Genomic DNA, 15,566 nt, shown 5'->3' on the forward strand with positions numbered 1-15,566 from the left:
TGAAGCGAGGGCCGGCCCGTCCGGCCCTCGTCGTGTCCGGTGTCCGGGCGCGGGACATGTATCAGGATCCGGGGACGATTGAACATGTCGGCCCGGACATGTACAAGAAATCCAATTCTCTATACATGTAGAGCGTGCAATGTCCCTGCCATCCCTGCACGCGCTGGACCCTGCACGCTTCGAGACCGTTGCCATCCTGAAGCGGCTGGCGGCCGCCAGCCGGGCCCTTGCCGAGCTCAAGGGCGTGGCGGCCACCATTCCCAACCAGGGATCCTGGTCAGCACCCTCACGCTGCAGGAGGCGAGGGACAGTTCCGCGATCGAGAACATCGTCACCACCCAGGACGACCTGTACCGCGACGAGGATCCGGCCGACGCCGTGGGCACCGCGGTCAAGGAGGTCCTGCGCTACCGTCAGGCGCTGCGCGCCGGCTACAGCCGGGTCCGCGAGACCGGCCTGCTGACGCTCAACACGATCCTCGACGTCCAGCAGCAGCTCGAATGCAACCGGGCGGGCTTGCGCAGGTTGCCGGGCACTGCCCTGCGCGACGCGGCAGGCAACCTGGTGTACGAGCCGCCGCAGGACGCCAACGAGGTGCGCCGGCTGATGGGGGACCTGGAACGCTTCATCCACGACGATCCGCCGTTCCCCGCCGACCCGCTGGTGAAGATGGCGCTGGTCCACCACCAGTTCGAGAGCATCCATCCCTTCTACGACGGCAACGGGCGCACCGGCCGCATCGTCAACGTGCTTTACCTGGTGAAGGAAGGGCTGCTCGATATCCCGGTGCTCTACCTCAGCCGCCACATCGTGCGCACCAAGCCGGACTACTACCGCCTGCTGCAGGCGGTGCGCGAGGCGGATGCGTGGGAAGACTGGGTGCTGTACATGCTCGACGCCGTGGCCGCCGCCGCGTCCGAGACCGTGGCCACCGTCCAGGCCATCCGCCGGCTGCTCCAGGACACCAAGCAGCGCATCCGCGCCAACTACAGGTTCTACAGCCAGGACCTCATCAACAACCTGTTCAACCACCCCTACACCCGGGTCGAGTTCGCGCAGCGCGAACTCGGCGTGTCGCGCATCACCGCCACGCGCTACCTCGATGCGCTGGCGGCCGATGGCGTGCTGGAGAAGATCCGGGTGGGTCGCAACAACTACTACATCAACCGGCCGTTGTTCGCGCTGTTGAGCGCGGGAGCGTCACCACCGTGAGCGAAGCCCACCACCACGACGCCGACGGGTTCATCGCCAAGTGGCAGGGCGTGCCCGCCAGCGAGCTATCCACGTCGCAGAGCTTCCTGATCGAACTGTGCGAGCTGTTGGGGGTGCCGCGCCCGCATCCAACGCCCGAACAGGACTACATGTTCGAGCGTCCGGTCACCTTCGTGCACGGCGACGGCGGCACCAGCGCCGGCCGTATCGACCTGTACCGCCGCGGCGCCTTCGTGCTCGAGTCCAAGAAGCTGCGCCAGGGCGCCGGCCACAAGGGCTTCGACGATGCCCTGCTGCGCGCGCAGCCAGGCCGAGGCCTACGCCCGTGCGCTGCCCGCCAGCGAGGGGCGCCCACCGTTCCTGGTGGTGGTGGACGTGGGCCGCCGCATCGAGCTGTATTCGGAGTTCAGCCGTTCCGGCGGCACCTACGTCCCGTTCCCGGACCCGAGCAGCCACCGCATCGCGCTGCAGGACCTGCGCAGGGACGAGATCCGCGAGCGCCTGCGCTGGGTCTGGCTCGACCCGATGTCGCTGGACCCCAGCCGCGAGTCCGCGCGCGTCACCCGGGACATCGCCCACCGCCTCGCCCGGCTGGCACGCAGCCTGGAACAGGCCGGCCACGCGCCGGAACAGGTGGCCCAGTTCCTGATGCGCTGCCTGTTCACCATGTTCGCCGAGGACGTCCACCTGCTGCCGGACAACGCCTTCCGCGAACTGCTGCACAGGTACCGCGAACAGCCCGACGTGGCCATGCGCATGCTCGCCCAGCTGTGGCGCGACATGGACGCCGGCGGCTTCTCGGCCGTGCTGGCCCACGACGTGCTGCGGTTCAACGGCAAGCTGTTCAAGAGCCCGGACACCCTGCCCCTGGACGGCGACCAGATCGACCTGCTGGTCGAGGCCGCGAAGGCCGACTGGCGCCATGTCGAACCGGCCATCTTCGGCACCCTGCTGGAACGCGCGCTGGACGCGAAGGAGCGCCACAAGCTCGGCGCCCACTACACCCCGCGCGCCTACGTCGAGCGCCTGGTGCTGCCCACGGTGATCGAGCCGCTGCGGCAGGAATGGGGCCTGGCGCAGGCCGCCGCGGGCACGCTGGCGGGCGAGGGCAAGGCCGACGAGGCGGTGCAGGAACTGCTGCGCTTCCACCATCGCCTGTGCAGCGTGCGCGTGCTGGACCCGGCCTGCGGCTCCGGCAACTTCCTGTACGTGACCCTGGAGCACCTCAAGCGCCTGGAGGGCGAGGTGCTCAACGCGCTGGACGAGCTCGGCTACCGCCAGGCCGGGCTGGCGCTGGGCGGGGACCGCGCCGACGCCCTGGGCGGCGAGACGGTGGACCCGCACAACCTGCTGGGCATCGAGCTGAACCCGCGCGCTGCGGCCATTGCCGAGGTGGTGCTGTGGATCGGCTACCTGCAGTGGCACTTCCGCACCCGCGGCGACGTGAACCCGCCGCAGTCGGTGGTGCGCGATTTCCGCAACATCGAGTGCCGCGACGCGGTGCTGGCCTATGACCGCGTGGAGTTCGTCACCGACGAGCATGGCCGCCCGGTGACGCGCTGGGATGGGGTGACGACGAAGCCGTCGCCCGTGACCGGTGAGCCGATTCCGGACGAAACCGTGCGCGTTCCGGTGGAGCGCTACGTCAATCCGCGCAAGGCGGCGTGGCCGAAGGCGGACTTCGTGGTGGGCAATCCGCCGTTCATCGGCAACAAGCGCATGCGCCTCGCATTGGGCGACGGCTACGTGGAAGCCCTGCGCAGTGCATGGCCGGAAGTGCCCGAATCAGCTGATCTCGTCATGTACTGGTGGCATTACGCTGCGCAGCTGACCCGGCAGGGCGCGCTGGAGCGGTTTGGGCTGATCACCACCAATTCGATCCGGCAAACGTTCAACCGTCGCGTGATCGAACCGCACCTCACGGACAAGAAGCAGCCCCTGTCACTGCTGTTCGCAATCCCGGACCATCCGTGGGTGGATACGGCGGACGGCGCTGCTGTGCGCATCGCGATGACGGTGGGCGCGGAAGGAAAGAGCGCCGGTGTCCTGCGCCAGGTCGTGGAGGAACGGGAGGGCGGGGACGAGGTTGCGGTGACTCTGCGGGAGAAGCGCGGTGCGGTGTTCGCTGACCTCAAGGTGGGAGCCAACGTGGCGGGCGCGTGCCCGCTTCGATCCAACTGCGGAATCAGCAATCGAGGCGTGATCCCGCATGGCGAAGGCTTCATCGTAGATTCGGATGAAGCCATGCGACTGGGATTGGGGACCGTTCCGGGAGTGAATGAGCATATCCGCCTGTATCGAAATGGGCGCGATATTTCCCAGACAAGCCGCGGTGTGATGGTGATCGACATGTTTGGCCTCTCGGCTGACGAGGTACGTGCCAGGTTTCCGGCGATCTACCAGCACCTTCTCGAACGGGTTAAGCCCGGGCGTGACCAGAATCCGCGCGCCAGTCGGCGCGAAAACTGGTGGCTGTTCGCCGAGAACCAGCCGCGAATGCGCGAGTCGATTGCCGGCCTTTCCCGCTATATCGTCACCGTGCAGACAAGCAAACACAGGATCTTCGTACTCCTCGACGGGAGTGTTCTGCCCGATGACAAGCTGATCGCTATTGCTACGGAGGATGCAGCGATCCTTGGTGTGCTGTCTGTTTACAACAAGTCCGCGTGCTTTGAATCGTTCCCCTTCCCGGACCTCCACGCGGCCGACAAGTTCGGCGGCCCTATCGCCCACAGTCCGGAGGACGCCGACCGCAACTGCGGTCCTGTGAACGTCTCTGGCGAGCACCCGACCGAGCGCATTCGCCGCCTGGCCGAGGAACTGGACGCCCACCGCAAGCGCCAGCAGGCCGCGCATCCCGGCCTGACTCTGACCGGGATGTACAACGTGCTGGAGAAGCTGCGCGCGGGCGAGCCGCTGAGCGCGAAGGAGCGCGCCATCCACGAGCAGGGACTGGTGTCGGTGCTGCGCCAGCTGCACGACGACCTCGACGCCGCCGTGCTCGAAGCCTATGGGTGGTCCGACCTGCTGCCGCTGCTGCGCGTGGCGCATGGCAACGAGTCGCCGGCCGATTCGAGGAGGCGGTGCTGGATCGGCTGGTCGCGCTCAATGCCGAGCGCGCCGCCGAGGAGGCGCGCGGCATCGTGCGCTGGCTGCGCCCGGAGTTCCAGAATCCCGCGGGCGGTGGCCAGGCACCGGAGCAGCCGGCCCTGGGCGGCGTGGAGCACGACGGGGGCGACGCGGCGGAGGAGGCCATCGTCGCAGCAGTGGCGGTGCAGGCCGGCAACAAGCCGAAGCCCTGGCCCAGGGATGCGGTGGAGCAGGTGCGCGCGGTGGCCGAGGTGCTGGCCGGCAGCGCGCATCCGCTGTCGGTGGACGACGTGGCGGCCCGCTTCACCGCACGCGGCCCATGGAAGCGGCGCCTGCCGCAGTTGCTCGACATGCTCGTGGCACTGGGCCGCGCGCGCGAGCAGGACGGCCGCTACGAACCGGCATGACCGCGCGGCCGCGCCGCGCGGCAGTCCGCTTCCCGGCTACTGCGCCCCGCAGCACTTCTTGTATTTCTTCCCGCTGCCGCAGGGGCACGGGTCGTTGCGGCCCGGGCCGTCGTCGCGGCGCAACGGGGTGCGCGGGGTGAGCGCCTCGACCCGGTGGCGGTTGAGGTCGGCCAGCAGGCCGGGGACGCTCATGATGATTTCCAGCCGCTCGCGGTAGGTCACCGGCGCGGCGGGGGCGGTGGGGTCGGCCGGGTCGATGACCTCGCCGCTGGCGAGCCGGTCGAGCAGGTCGAGCGCCTCGCCGATCCAGTCGTGCCCGTCCAGCCAGCGGTCCCAGGCCTCCTCGCGCAGGGCCACGCCCTCGAAGAAGCCCAGCGCCCAGTCGTGGCCGACGTCGAGTTCGTCCTCGTGCAGCGCGTCCTCGCCCTCGAGTTCGGGATCCTCCGGCAGCCACATCAGCGGCGCGAGGTGCTCGGGCAGGTCGTCGCCCTCGAAGCGCGCGCGCGCGGCGCACATCGCCAGGTGCGCGTCGAGCAGGCCGTGGACCTCGCGGCGTTCGGCCTCGCTGTCCCAGCGCGGCTCCTTGCCGCCCCAGACCACCGGCCTCCATTCGTCCGCCGGGATGTCTTCGGGCGAGACCGCCAGGGCGGAGAGGAAGCCGTCGAGCGCTTCGAGGTTGAAGCCGCGGAACGGGACCGCGCGCCGGTCGAGCAGGTCGGACAGGCGTTCGATCTGGCCGTCGTCGAGGCCGGGAGGTGCAGCGGTCATGGGCGAAGGCTCGTGCGTTGAAACGTGCATGGTAGCCGCCCGCGGCGGCCTCCCGCCGGGAGACGCCACCGCAGGCCCCGCGCCCCCGCGGTGCTCCTACAGGATCCAGCCGCCGTCGACGGTGAGTTCGGCGCCGGTGACGAAGCTCGCGTCCGGGCCCGCGAGGTAGGCCACCGCGGCGGCGATGTCCTCCGGCTTGCCGATGCGCTTGAGCGGCGTGGCCTCGACGCCGGCCTTGAGCGCCTCGGGATCGACGCCGCCGAGCATCGGCGTCTCGATGTAACCCGGGTGCACCGAGTTGACGCGGATGTGGTCGGGCGCGAACTCGACCGCGGCGGTCTTGGTCATGCCGCGCACCGCCCACTTGGTGCCGACGTAGGCGCCGGACCCGGCGAGCCCGAGCTGCCCGGCGATGGAGCTGATGTTGACGATGCTGCCGCCGCCGGCCGCGCGCATCGGCGCCAGCGCGTGGCGCATGCCCAGGAACGTGCCGAACTGGTTGACCCGGAACTGGCGCTCGACGCCGGCGAGGTCGGCCTCTTCGATGGTCCCGGCCTCGTAGATGCCGGCGTTGTTGACCAGGACGTCGAGCCGGCCGAAGGCCGCGAGCGTGGCCTCGACCACGTCGCGCCAGGCGCCGTCGTCGGTGACGTCGTGGGCGAAGAAGCGGGCGCGTTCGCCGAGTTCCGTCGCCAGTGCCCGGCCTTCGGCCTCGAGCACGTCGGTGATGGCCACGTTCGCGCCATCGGCATGCAGCCTGCGCACGATGGCCGCGCCGATGCCGCGCGCGCCGCCGGTGACCAGGGCGGTCCTGCCTGTCAGTGGAGTCCCCATGTGCGGCTCCCGTCGATGTGTCCGGGTGCCATGCTGGCCGGTGGCGCCGGCCGGCGCATTGATCGGGGTCAACGCGTCGGCGGCCGGGACCGCCGCTGGCGTCGCGTCAGGCGGGCGTCGCCACCGCTTGCGCGGGCTGGCCGCTGCGTTCGAAGGCGACTTCACGCAGCGCGCCGCCGACCAGGATCACCCCGGGCAGGCCCGGCGCGACCCCGGCCGCCGCGCCGGCGAGGCGGCCGAGCGTGGTCAGCGTGCGCCGTTCGCCCGCCTGGGTCGCCGCCTGCACGATCGCGGCCGGGGTGCGCGCGGGCAGGTGGCACAGCAGCGCGCGCGCGAGCGCGTCGATCCTGCGCATGCCCATGTAGATCGCGAGCGTGGTGCCGGTGGCGCAGAGCGCGGCCCAGTCCGGTTCGCCATGGTCGGCGGTGTGGGCGGTGACGAAGGTGACGCCGTGGCAGTGTTCGCGATGGGTGAGCGACACGCCGAGCGACGCGGCGGCGGCGAACGCGGCGCTGACGCCGTTGACGATGCGCACAGGCACGCCGGCGGCGCGCAGGAACGCGATCTCTTCGCCGGCGCGCCCGAACAGCAGCGCGTCGCCGCCCTTCACCCGTACCACGCGCAGCCCCTGCCGCGCGTAGCGGCGCATCAGCCGGCAGATGAAGTCCTGCGGCGTGGAGCGGCAGCCGCCGCGCTTGCCCACGCGCAGCACGCGCGCGCCCGGCGCGAGTTCGACGATCGCCGGGTCGACCAGTTCGTCGAGCAGCAGCACGTCCGCCGCCTGCAGGTCGCGCACCGCGCGCAGGGTCAGCAGCTCCAGGTCGCCGGGGCCGGCGGACAGGAGCACGACTTCGGCCGGGATCGGGCGCGGCAGGTGCGGATCGTTGCTGGCGGGGTCCATGGCGGTCTCCGGTGGCGGGGCGGGGTCATGCGCGGACGGGTTCGGCGACCAGGCGCAGCAGCTGGGGGGTGCAGGAGCCGCAGACCGTGCCGCAGCCAAGGCGCGTGCGCAGCGCGGCGAGGTCGGCGCCGTCGCGCACCGCGGCGCGGATCTGGGACTCGCTGACCTGGCGGCAGACGCAGACCATCGGGTCGCGGGCCACGGTGGCCGTGGACGAGAACGCGGCCAGGCGCGGGCCGGTCCAGGGGCGGTCGGCAAGGGCGGCCTGCAGCAGGGCATCGCCGCCGGGTCGCGCGTCGGCCCACAGCACGCCTTCGATCCGCGAGCTGCCGTCATCTTCGCGCCAGGCCACGCGCCGCAGCAGGCCGCGTCGCGCGTCGCGGTACTCGAGCGTGTCCGGTCCGGTGCCGAGGTCCAACGCATCCTCCAGCCGCTGCATCCACGCCGCGGGCATCGGCTCGGCGGCCGCCGCGCGCAGCACCATCCAGGCTCGGCCGTCGCCGGTACTTTCGGCGCAGGGATGCAGCGCCAGCCCCGCATAGCCGCAGTCGCGCAGCAGCGGCTGCAGCGCCGCGTGCAGCGCGAGCGCATCGCCGCGGCGCGCGGCCAGCAGGTGCCAGCCGAACGCCGCCTTCTCCACCCGCACCGCCGCGTGCTTGAGCTCGGGCTGGCGCGAGCGCGCATCGACCGCGGGCAGGCTGACCTCGTTGACGCCGCCGCACGACAGGTGCTGCCCACTCCAGTGCATCGCCGCGAACACGGTGCCGGAGGCCACTTCGTCCGACAGCTCCAGCGGCAGCACCAGCGCGCCGCGCTTGCTGGCCACGCGCACCAGCTCGCCCGCCTGCAGGCCGCGCCGCGCGGCGTCGTCGGGATGCATGCGCAGCGCCGGCTCGGGACAGTGCGCGAACAGGTGCGGGACCCGGCCGGTGCGCGACATGCCGTGCCACTGGTCGCGCAGGCGACCGGTGAGCAGGCGCAGCGGATAGCGCGCCGACACCGGTTCGGCCACGGGCCGGTAGGGCGTGGGGTGGAAGCGGGCGCGTCCGTCGGGCGTGGCGAACACGCCGTCGCCGTAGCGTCTGGCCTGTCCGCGCGCGGCGCCGGCGGGGAACGGCCATTGCTGCGGACCGTCGCGTTCGAGCACCGCGTAGTCGAGCCCGCCGATGTCGAGGTCGCGGCCGACGGTGAGCGCGCGATGCTCGTCGAACAGCGCCGCGGGCGTGGCGGCGGTGAACAGCGGCGCGGCGCCCGGCGCGGCCAGGCGTGCCTCGAGCCGCAGCGCGACCTCGCGCGCGATCCACCAGTCCGGGCGCGCCTCGCCCGGCCGCGCGACGGCCGCGCGCACGCGCGAGATGCGGCGCTCGGAATTGGTGACCGTGCCGTCCTTCTCGCCCCAGGTCGCGGCCGGCAGCAGCACGTCGGCGAAGGACACGGTGTCGGTGCCGGCGAAGGCGTCCTGCACCACCACGAACTCCGCGCGCTGCAGCGCCTCGCGCACCAGGCCGAGGTCGGGCATCGAATGGGCCGGGTTGGTGCAGGCGATCCACACCGCCTTGATCCGTCCCGCGCGCAGCGCCTCGAACAGTTCCACCGCGGCCAGCCCGGGGCGGTCGGGGAGGGTGCCGGGCGCCAGCTGCCACAGCGCCTCGACCTCGGCGCGGTGCGCGGAGTCGTCCAGGTCGCGGTGCGCGGCCAGCATCGTGGCCATGCCGCCGACCTCGCGCCCGCCCATGGCGTTGGGCTGCCCGGTGAGCGAGAACGGCCCCGCGCCCGGGCGCCCGACCTGGCCGGTGGCCAGGTGCAGGTGGATGAGGGCGAGGTTCTTGTCGGTGCCGTGCACGGACTGGTTCAGGCCCATGCAGTACAGCGACAGCGCCGCCGGGCTGCGCCCGAACCATTCCGCCGCGGTCACCAGGTCCTCGGCGCGGATGCCGCAGATCTCCGCCGCCATGCGCGGCGTGTACTCGCGCAGCAGGCGCTTGAGTTCGGGGAAGCCGGTGGTATGCGCTTCGATGAAGTCCGCGTCCAGCAGCCCTTCCCACACCAGGTGGTGGAGCATGCCGTTGAACAGGGCGACGTCGGTGCCGGGCTGGACCTGCAGGTGCAGGTCGGCCATGGCCGCGGTGTCGGTGCGGCGCGGATCGACCACGATCCAGCGCACGCCGGGGTCGCGCGCCTTCGCCGCCTCGAGCCGGCGGAACAGCACCGGGTGCGCGTACGCGGCGTTGCTGCCGGCGAAGAGCACCGTCTTCGCCAGTTCGAGGTCCTCGTAGCAGGCCGGCGGGCCGTCGGCGCCGAAGGCGAGCCTGTACGCGGTGACCGCCGCGGACATGCACAGGCGCGAGTTGGTGTCGATGTTGGCGGTGCGCAGCAGGCCCTTCGCCAGCTTGTTGAAGACATGGTAGTCCTCGGTCAGCAGCTGGCCGGAGAGGTAGAACGCCACCGCATCGGGGCCGTGGCGCTCGACGATGCGCGACAGCCGCTCGGCCACGGTGTCCAGCGCCAGGCCCCAGTCCACGCGCCTGCGCGGCTGGGCGCGGTCGCCGCGCAGCTGCGGATGCAGCAGCCGGCCCTGGAGGCTGCGCGCGCTGTCGGCCAGCGCCAGGCCCTTGCTGCACAGCCGCCCGGCGTTGGCCGGATGCGCCGGGTCGCCCTCGACGCCGGTGATGCGCTCGCGGCCGTCGGCGTCGCGGGCGCCGTGCACCAGCACGCCGCAGCCGACGCCGCAGTAGCAACAGGTCGAGCGCACCGTGCGCCCGCGCACCGGACCGGGCGCGCCGCCATCCATCAGGCCGTGGCCTCCGGCGCAGGCGCGGCGGACGCCGCGTGCGCTTCCTCCCCGGCCAGCGCGAACAGCGACAGCCACACGTGGCCGTCGCGCAGCTGCACCGGGTAGCGCCGCGCGCAGCCCACGTCCGGGGCGCAGGCCTGGCCGCTGTCGAGCTGGATGTTCCAGCCGTGCAGCGGGCAGGTCACGGTGTCGCCGGCCACGATCCCCTGCGACAGCGGCCCGCCCTTGTGGGGACAGCGGTCGGCGAGCGCGAACACGCGGTCGGGCGCGGGACGGAACAGGGCGATGTCGTCGCCGTCCCCGCGCCGCAGCACGCGTGCGCCGAGCACCGGGATCTCCTCGATCGCGCACACCCGCAGCCAGGCGTCGATCCGGTCCATGCTCAGTCCTCCAGGGTCACGGCGATGGCGCGCGCCGGCGGCGCGGCCGGGCCCACGGCGAGCGGCGCGTACTCGCGCGCCTGCGCGCCGGCCACGCGCTCGGCCCAGGGATCGGGCAGGCCCTCGAGCGCGAACAGCAGCCGCTCGTAGAGCGCGCGGCGGTTGTCGGCGTCCTCGACCACCTTGCGCCGGATGTAGTCCAGGCCCACGCGCTCGATGTAGTGCACCGTGCGGTCGAGGTAGTACGCCTCCTCGCGGTAGAGCTGCAGGAAGGCGCCGGTGTATTCCTTCACTTCCTCCGGCGTGCGTACCTTGCACAGGAAGCGCGCGACCTCGGTGCGGATGCCGCCATTGCCGCCGACGTGGATCTCCCAGCCCGAATCCACGGCGATGATGCCCACGTCCTTGATCCCGCTCTCGGCGCAGTTGCGCGGGCAACCGGAGACCGCGAGCTTGACCTTGTGCGGGCTCCACATGTTGGCCAGCATCGTTTCCAGTTCGATCCCCATCCGGGTGCTGTCCTGGGTGCCGAAGCGGCAGAACTCGCTGCCCACGCAGGTCTTCACCGTGCGGATCGACTTGCCGTAGGCGTGGCCGGACTTCATGCCCAGGTCGCGCCAGACATCGACCAGGTCCTCCTTCTTCACTCCCAGCAGGTCGATGCGCTGGCCGCCGGTGACCTTGACCATGCGCACCTTGTACTTCTCGGCCACGTCGGCGATGCGGCGCAGCTCCGACGGACTGGTCACGCCGCCCTTCATCTGCGGCACCACCGAGAAGGTGCCGTCCTTCTGGATGTTGGCGTGGGCGCGCTCGTTGATGAAGCGGCTCTGGGGGTCGTCGATCGCCTCGCGCGGCCAGGTCGAGAGCATGTAGTAGTTGATCGCCGGGCGGCAGGTGGCGCAGCCGTTGGGCGTACGCCATTCCATGAAGGCGTAGGCCTGGGCGTGGCTGACCAGGCGATGCTCGCGGATCGCCTGGCGGACCTCGCCGTGGGTGCGGTCGGTGCAGCCGCAGATGGCCTTGGTCTTCGGCGTCTCCTGGAAGTTCGAGCCCAGGCAGTTCATCAGGATCTGCTCGACCAGGCCGGTGCACGAGCCGCAGGAACTCGCCGCCTTGGTGTGTTTCTTGACCTCGTCGACGGTGAACAGGCCCTGCTCGCGCACCGCCTTGACGATCGTGCCCTTGCACACGCCGTTGCAGCCGCAGACCTCGTCGGCGTCGGCCATGGCCGCGGCCCGGTCCTGGCCGGCGGTGCCGGATTCGCCCATCGCCAGTTCGCCGAAGGCGAGGGTGTCGCGGCGTTCGCCGATCGCGGTGCCGTCCTTGATCTGCTTGAAGTACCAGGCGCCGTCGCTGGTGTCGCCGTACAGGCACGCGCCGACCAGGCGGTCGTCGCGGATCACGAGTTTCCGGTACAGCCCGGCGCCAGGGTCGCTGAGCACGATCTCCTCGGCGCCGTCGCCGCCCATGAAGTCGCCGGCGGAGAACAGGTCGATGCCGGTGACCTTGAGCTTGGTCGAGACCGTGGATCCGCGGTAGATGCCGATGCCGAAAGTGGCCAGGTGGTTGGCGCAGACCTTGGCCTGCTCGAACAGCGGCGCGACCAGGCCGTAGGCGACGCCGCGGTGCGAGGCGCATTCGCCCACGGCATACACGCGCGGATCGTAGGTCTGCAGCGAATCGTTGACCACGATGCCGCGGTTGCAGTGGATGCCGGCCTCCTGCGCCAGCGCGGTGTTGGGGCGGATGCCGGCGGCCATCACCACCAGGTCGGCCGGGATCTCGTCGCCGTTGGAGAACCGCACCGCCGCGACCTCGCCGGCCTCGTTGCCGACGATCGCGCTGGTCGAGGTGTCGAGGCGGAACTGCAGCCCGCGCGCCTCCAGCGACGCCTGCAGCATCGCGCCGGCCACCGGATCGAGCTGGCGCTCGAGCAGCCAGCCGGCCAGGTGCACGACGGTCACCTCCATGCCGCGCAGCATCAGGCCGTTGGCCGCCTCCAGCCCGAGCAGGCCGCCGCCGATCACCACCGCGCGCCGCTTCACCTTCGCGGCCTCGATCATGGTGCGGGTGTCGTCGATGTCGCGGTAGCCGATGACGCCCTTCAGGTCCTTGCCCGGGATCGGGAGGATGAACGGCAGCGAGCCGGTGGCCAGCAGCAGGCGGTCGTAGCCGGCTTCGGTGCCGTCCGCCGCCAGCACCCGGCGGCGCGCGCGGTCGATGCGCGTGACCTGCTTGCCCAGGTGCAGGGTGATGCCGTTGTCCGCGTACCAGGACAGCGGGTTGAGGACGATGTCGTCGAAGTCCTGCTCGCCCGCCAGCACCGGCGAGAGCAGGATCCGGTTGTAGTTCGGGTACGGCTCGGCGCCGAACACGGTGATGTCGTACATCCCGGGCGCCAGCTTCAGCAGCTCCTCGAGGGTGCGGATGCCGGCCATGCCGTTGCCCACCACCACCAGCCGTGGCTGTTTCATCGTGTTGCCTCGTCGCATTCGTGCGCGCCGTCGAGCGCGCGGGTCATGAAGGTGCTGCAGGGATCGGGGCGGTAGTCGCCGAACGGGCCGCAGGGCGTGAAGCCGAAGCGCGCGTACAGGGCCCGCGCGGGCGCGAACTCCGGCTGGCTGCCGGTCTCCAGGCTCAGCCGCCGGTAGCCGCGGCGGCGGGCCTCGGCGACGACCGTGTCGAGCAGCGCCGCCGCCACGCCGCGCCGGCGCGCCGCCGGCACGGTGCGCATCGATTTCACCTCGCCGTGGACGGGATCGAGTTCGCGCAGCGCGGCGCAGCCGAGCAGGCGGTCGCCGTCCCAGGCGCTCCAGAACGCGATCCCCGGCGCGCGCAGGCGCGCGAGGTCGAGCGCGTGCACGCTTTCGGGCGGAGAGATGCGGCGCATCTGCTCCAGGTGCTCGCGCAACAGGGCGGCGATCTCCGGGCCGGTCAGCGGGTCGCGCACGATCCGCGGCATCGTCCCGGCGGCGACGGCCACGCCGGTGGCGATGCCTGCCGCCGGCGCCGCGGGCGTGGATGCGGGGAACTCAGGCACCGCCGGCCTCCGCGCCGCGCACCCGCCGCGCCGTGCGCGCGTGGGTGGCGTACATCGTCAGGCCGACGAAGGTCAGCCCGCCGACCAGGTTGCCGACCACGGTCGGGATCTCGTTCCAGGCCAGGTAGTCGCCGAGCGAGAACTGCCCGCCCAGCATCAGGCCGGCCGGGAACAGGAACATGTTGACGATGGAATGCTCGAAGCCCATGTAGAAGAACACCATGATCGGCATCCACATCGCGATGACCTTGCCCGACACGTGCGAGGACACCATCGCCCCGACCACGCCGGTCGAGACCATCCAGTTGCACAGCACGCCGCGCACGAACAGGGTCAGCATTCCCGCCGCGCCGTGGGCGGCGTAGCCCAGCGTGCGCGATTCGCCGATGTGGCCGAGGCGCTCGCCGATCGCGTCCGGCGCGGTGCTGAAGCCGTAGGTCACGATCACCGCCATGAACACCGCCACGGTGATCGCGCCGGCGAAGTTGCCGGCGAACACCAGGCCCCAGTTGCGCAGCACGCCGGCCCAGGTGCAGCCGGGGCGGCGGTCGATCACCGCCAGCGGGCACAGCGTGAACACGCCGGTGAGCAGGTCGAAGCCGAGCAGGTAGAGGATGCAGAAGCCGACCGGGAACAGCATCGCGCCCAGCAGCGGCTGCCCGGTCTGCACGGTGACGGTGACCGCGAACGCGGCGGCGAGCGCGAGGATGGCGCCGGCCATGTAGGCGCGGATCACCGTGTCGCGGGTGGACATGTGGATCTTGCTTTCGCCCGCGTCGATCATCTTCGCGGCCAGTTCGGAGGGGCTCACGTAGCTCATGGCGTCGACCTGCGTTGGAGGGGAAGGGGAGGAAAGCGCCGCTAGACGCGCGCGGCGCCGAGCCGGGCCCAGCCAACGCGCCAGCGTTGCTTGACCCCGACCAGGCACACGGAAGCGGCCAGCGCGATCGCGGCGAAGGTCCACAGGCCGGGCGCGTAGGAGCCCGACTGCTGCTTGACCACGCCCATGCCGGCCGCGAGCAGGAATCCGCCCACGCCGCCGGCCATGCCGATCAGCCCGGTCATCAGCCCGATGTCGCCGCCGAAGCGCTGCGGCACGAGCTGGAACACCGCGCCGTTGCCGGCGCCCAGGCACAGCAGGGTGACCACGAACAGGGCCACCGTTGCGACCGGACCGCCCATGCCCAGCGCGGCGCCGGCGACGAGTGCGGTCACCGCCACGTACACCATCTGCAGGGTGCGGGTGCCGCCGATGCGGTCGGCGATCACGCCGCCGATCGGCCGCATCGCCGAGCCGGCCAGCACGCAGGCCGCGGTCGCCCAGCCGGCGACCTCGGGCGCGAAGCCGAACTGGTCGTGGAAGTAGCCGGGCAGGGCGCTGGCGAAGCCGGCGAAGCCGCCGAAGGTGATCGCGTAGAAGAACATGAACCACCACGAGTCGCGGTTGCCGACCAGCACCCGCGCGTAGTCGCCCATGCGCTTGCGCGCCACCGGCACCGGCGCGTCCTTCGCGCACAGCGCGAACACCACCAGCACCACCAGCAGCGGCAGGCAGGCCAGGCCGAACACATTGCGGAAGCCGAACGCCGCCGCCAGCGCCGGCGCGAACAGCGCGGCGAGCACCGTGCCCGAGTTGCCGGCGCCGGCGATGCCCATCGCCGTGCCCTGGTGCTCGGGCGGATACCAGCGCGAAGCCAGCGGCAGCGCGACCGCGAACGAGGCGCCGGCCACGCCCAGCATCCCCCCCAGCGCCAGCGCCTGGGCGAAGCTGTGCACGCCCAGCCACCAGGCGGTGGCGAGCGAGGCGATCACCAGCGCCTGCGCGAGCAGGCCGGTGCGGCGCGCGCCGATGCGGTCGGCGAGCAGGCCGAGGAACAGGCGCAGGACGGCGCCGCACAGGATCGGGACCGCCACCATCAGCGCCCGCTGCTGGGTGTCGAGCCCCAGCACGCCGGCGATCTGCACCTGCATCGGGCCGAGCAGGTACCAGACCATGAAGCTCAGGTCGAAGTAGAGGAAGGCCGCGATCAGCGTCGGGGTGTGTCCGGCCTGCCAGAACGAACGGTTCATCGCACTCTCCGTGGGAGAGCGGCCGCCGCGGCCTGGAGCCGCGTCCCGCGACGGCCGCGGGGAGGGA

General features: G+C 71.6%; 10 protein-coding genes and 2 pseudogenes. 3 read left to right on the forward strand and 9 right to left on the reverse strand.

Annotated elements, in window-relative coordinates; translation table 11 throughout:
• Positions 1 to 378 precede the first annotated feature (378 nt).
• The 3 genes and pseudogenes from LUTJ29_RS16735 to LUTJ29_RS19170 form a co-directional block, all read left to right on the forward strand.
• Complete coding sequence (locus LUTJ29_RS16735) at positions 379 to 1,212, forward strand: Fic family protein (protein WP_232221175.1); 834 nt, start codon at positions 379 to 381, stop codon at positions 1,210 to 1,212.
• Positions 1,209 to 1,457 (forward strand): annotated as a pseudogene (locus LUTJ29_RS19165) (type IIL restriction-modification enzyme MmeI); the annotation flags it as partial. The gene LUTJ29_RS16735 and the pseudogene LUTJ29_RS19165, both read left to right, overlap by 4 nt.
• A 40-nt stretch (positions 1,458 to 1,497) precedes the next feature.
• Positions 1,498 to 3,180, forward strand: a pseudogene (locus LUTJ29_RS19170) (DNA methyltransferase); the annotation flags it as partial.
• A gap of 1,565 nt (positions 3,181 to 4,745) precedes the next feature.
• On the opposite strand, the gene LUTJ29_RS18375 reads toward LUTJ29_RS19170, so the two are convergent.
• From LUTJ29_RS18375 to LUTJ29_RS0108080, 9 genes are all read right to left on the reverse strand, one after another.
• Positions 4,746 to 5,477: a UPF0149 family protein gene (locus LUTJ29_RS18375; RefSeq protein ID WP_027072069.1), complete on the reverse strand. Its 732-nt coding sequence runs from the start codon at positions 5,475 to 5,477 to the stop codon at positions 4,746 to 4,748.
• 96 nt (positions 5,478 to 5,573) lie between these two features.
• Complete coding sequence (locus tag LUTJ29_RS0108045; RefSeq protein ID WP_027072070.1) at positions 5,574 to 6,311, reverse strand: glucose 1-dehydrogenase; 738 nt, start codon at positions 6,309 to 6,311, stop codon at positions 5,574 to 5,576.
• Between the two features lie 106 nt (positions 6,312 to 6,417).
• The gene (cobA, locus tag LUTJ29_RS0108050) at positions 6,418 to 7,212 is read right to left on the reverse strand and encodes a uroporphyrinogen-III C-methyltransferase (protein WP_051322841.1); all 795 of its coding nucleotides are present in this window, start codon (positions 7,210 to 7,212) and stop codon (positions 6,418 to 6,420) included.
• A 25-nt stretch (positions 7,213 to 7,237) separates the two neighbouring features.
• On the reverse strand, positions 7,238 to 10,003 hold the full coding sequence (locus tag LUTJ29_RS0108055; RefSeq protein WP_027072072.1) for a nitrate reductase: 2,766 nt from the start codon (positions 10,001 to 10,003) through the stop codon (positions 7,238 to 7,240).
• Positions 10,003 to 10,392 carry a nitrite reductase small subunit NirD gene (gene nirD / locus LUTJ29_RS0108060; RefSeq protein ID WP_027072073.1) on the reverse strand — a complete coding sequence of 130 codons (390 nt, stop codon included), beginning with the start codon at positions 10,390 to 10,392 and terminating at the stop codon, positions 10,003 to 10,005. The genes LUTJ29_RS0108055 and nirD overlap by 1 nt, the downstream gene beginning before the upstream one ends.
• Positions 10,389 to 12,863: a nitrite reductase large subunit NirB gene (gene nirB / locus LUTJ29_RS0108065; RefSeq protein ID WP_043740852.1), complete on the reverse strand. Its 2,475-nt coding sequence runs from the start codon at positions 12,861 to 12,863 to the stop codon at positions 10,389 to 10,391. The genes nirD and nirB overlap by 4 nt, the downstream gene beginning before the upstream one ends.
• A complete protein-coding gene (locus LUTJ29_RS0108070; protein ID WP_043740854.1) occupies positions 12,860 to 13,351 on the reverse strand; it encodes a GNAT family N-acetyltransferase in 492 nt (163 codons plus the stop codon). Before LUTJ29_RS0108070 ends, nirB begins: the two co-directional genes overlap by 4 nt.
• A 70-nt stretch (positions 13,352 to 13,421) precedes the next feature.
• Positions 13,422 to 14,249, reverse strand: coding sequence for a formate/nitrite transporter family protein (locus tag LUTJ29_RS0108075; protein WP_027072076.1), 828 nt, complete (start codon positions 14,247 to 14,249; stop codon positions 13,422 to 13,424).
• A gap of 41 nt (positions 14,250 to 14,290) precedes the next feature.
• Positions 14,291 to 15,460, reverse strand: a complete 1,170-nt coding sequence (locus LUTJ29_RS0108080; protein ID WP_027072077.1) for a nitrate/nitrite transporter — start codon at positions 15,458 to 15,460, stop codon at positions 14,291 to 14,293.
• Positions 15,461 to 15,566 lie beyond the last annotated feature (106 nt).

It is taken from the genome of Luteimonas sp. J29, assembly GCF_000472505.1.
In the GTDB taxonomy this organism is placed as follows: domain Bacteria; phylum Pseudomonadota; class Gammaproteobacteria; order Xanthomonadales; family Xanthomonadaceae; genus Luteimonas.

Bases quoted from the DNA above. Each gene is read 5' to 3' on its own strand.
- LUTJ29_RS18375 (WP_027072069.1), bottom strand. From the start codon at position 5,477: ATGACCGCTGCACCTCCCGGCCTCGACGACGGCCAGATCGAACGCCTG.
- LUTJ29_RS0108045 (WP_027072070.1), bottom strand. From the start codon at position 6,311: ATGGGGACTCCACTGACAGGCAGGACCGCCCTGGTCACCGGCGGCGCG.
- cobA (WP_051322841.1), bottom strand. From the start codon at position 7,212: ATGGACCCCGCCAGCAACGATCCGCACCTGCCGCGCCCGATCCCGGCC.
- LUTJ29_RS0108055 (WP_027072072.1), bottom strand. From the start codon at position 10,003: ATGGATGGCGGCGCGCCCGGTCCGGTGCGCGGGCGCACGGTGCGCTCG.
- nirB (WP_043740852.1), bottom strand. From the start codon at position 12,863: ATGAAACAGCCACGGCTGGTGGTGGTGGGCAACGGCATGGCCGGCATC.
- LUTJ29_RS0108070 (WP_043740854.1), bottom strand. From the start codon at position 13,351: ATGCCGCGGATCGTGCGCGACCCGCTGACCGGCCCGGAGATCGCCGCC.
- LUTJ29_RS0108075 (WP_027072076.1), bottom strand. From the start codon at position 14,249: ATGAGCTACGTGAGCCCCTCCGAACTGGCCGCGAAGATGATCGACGCG.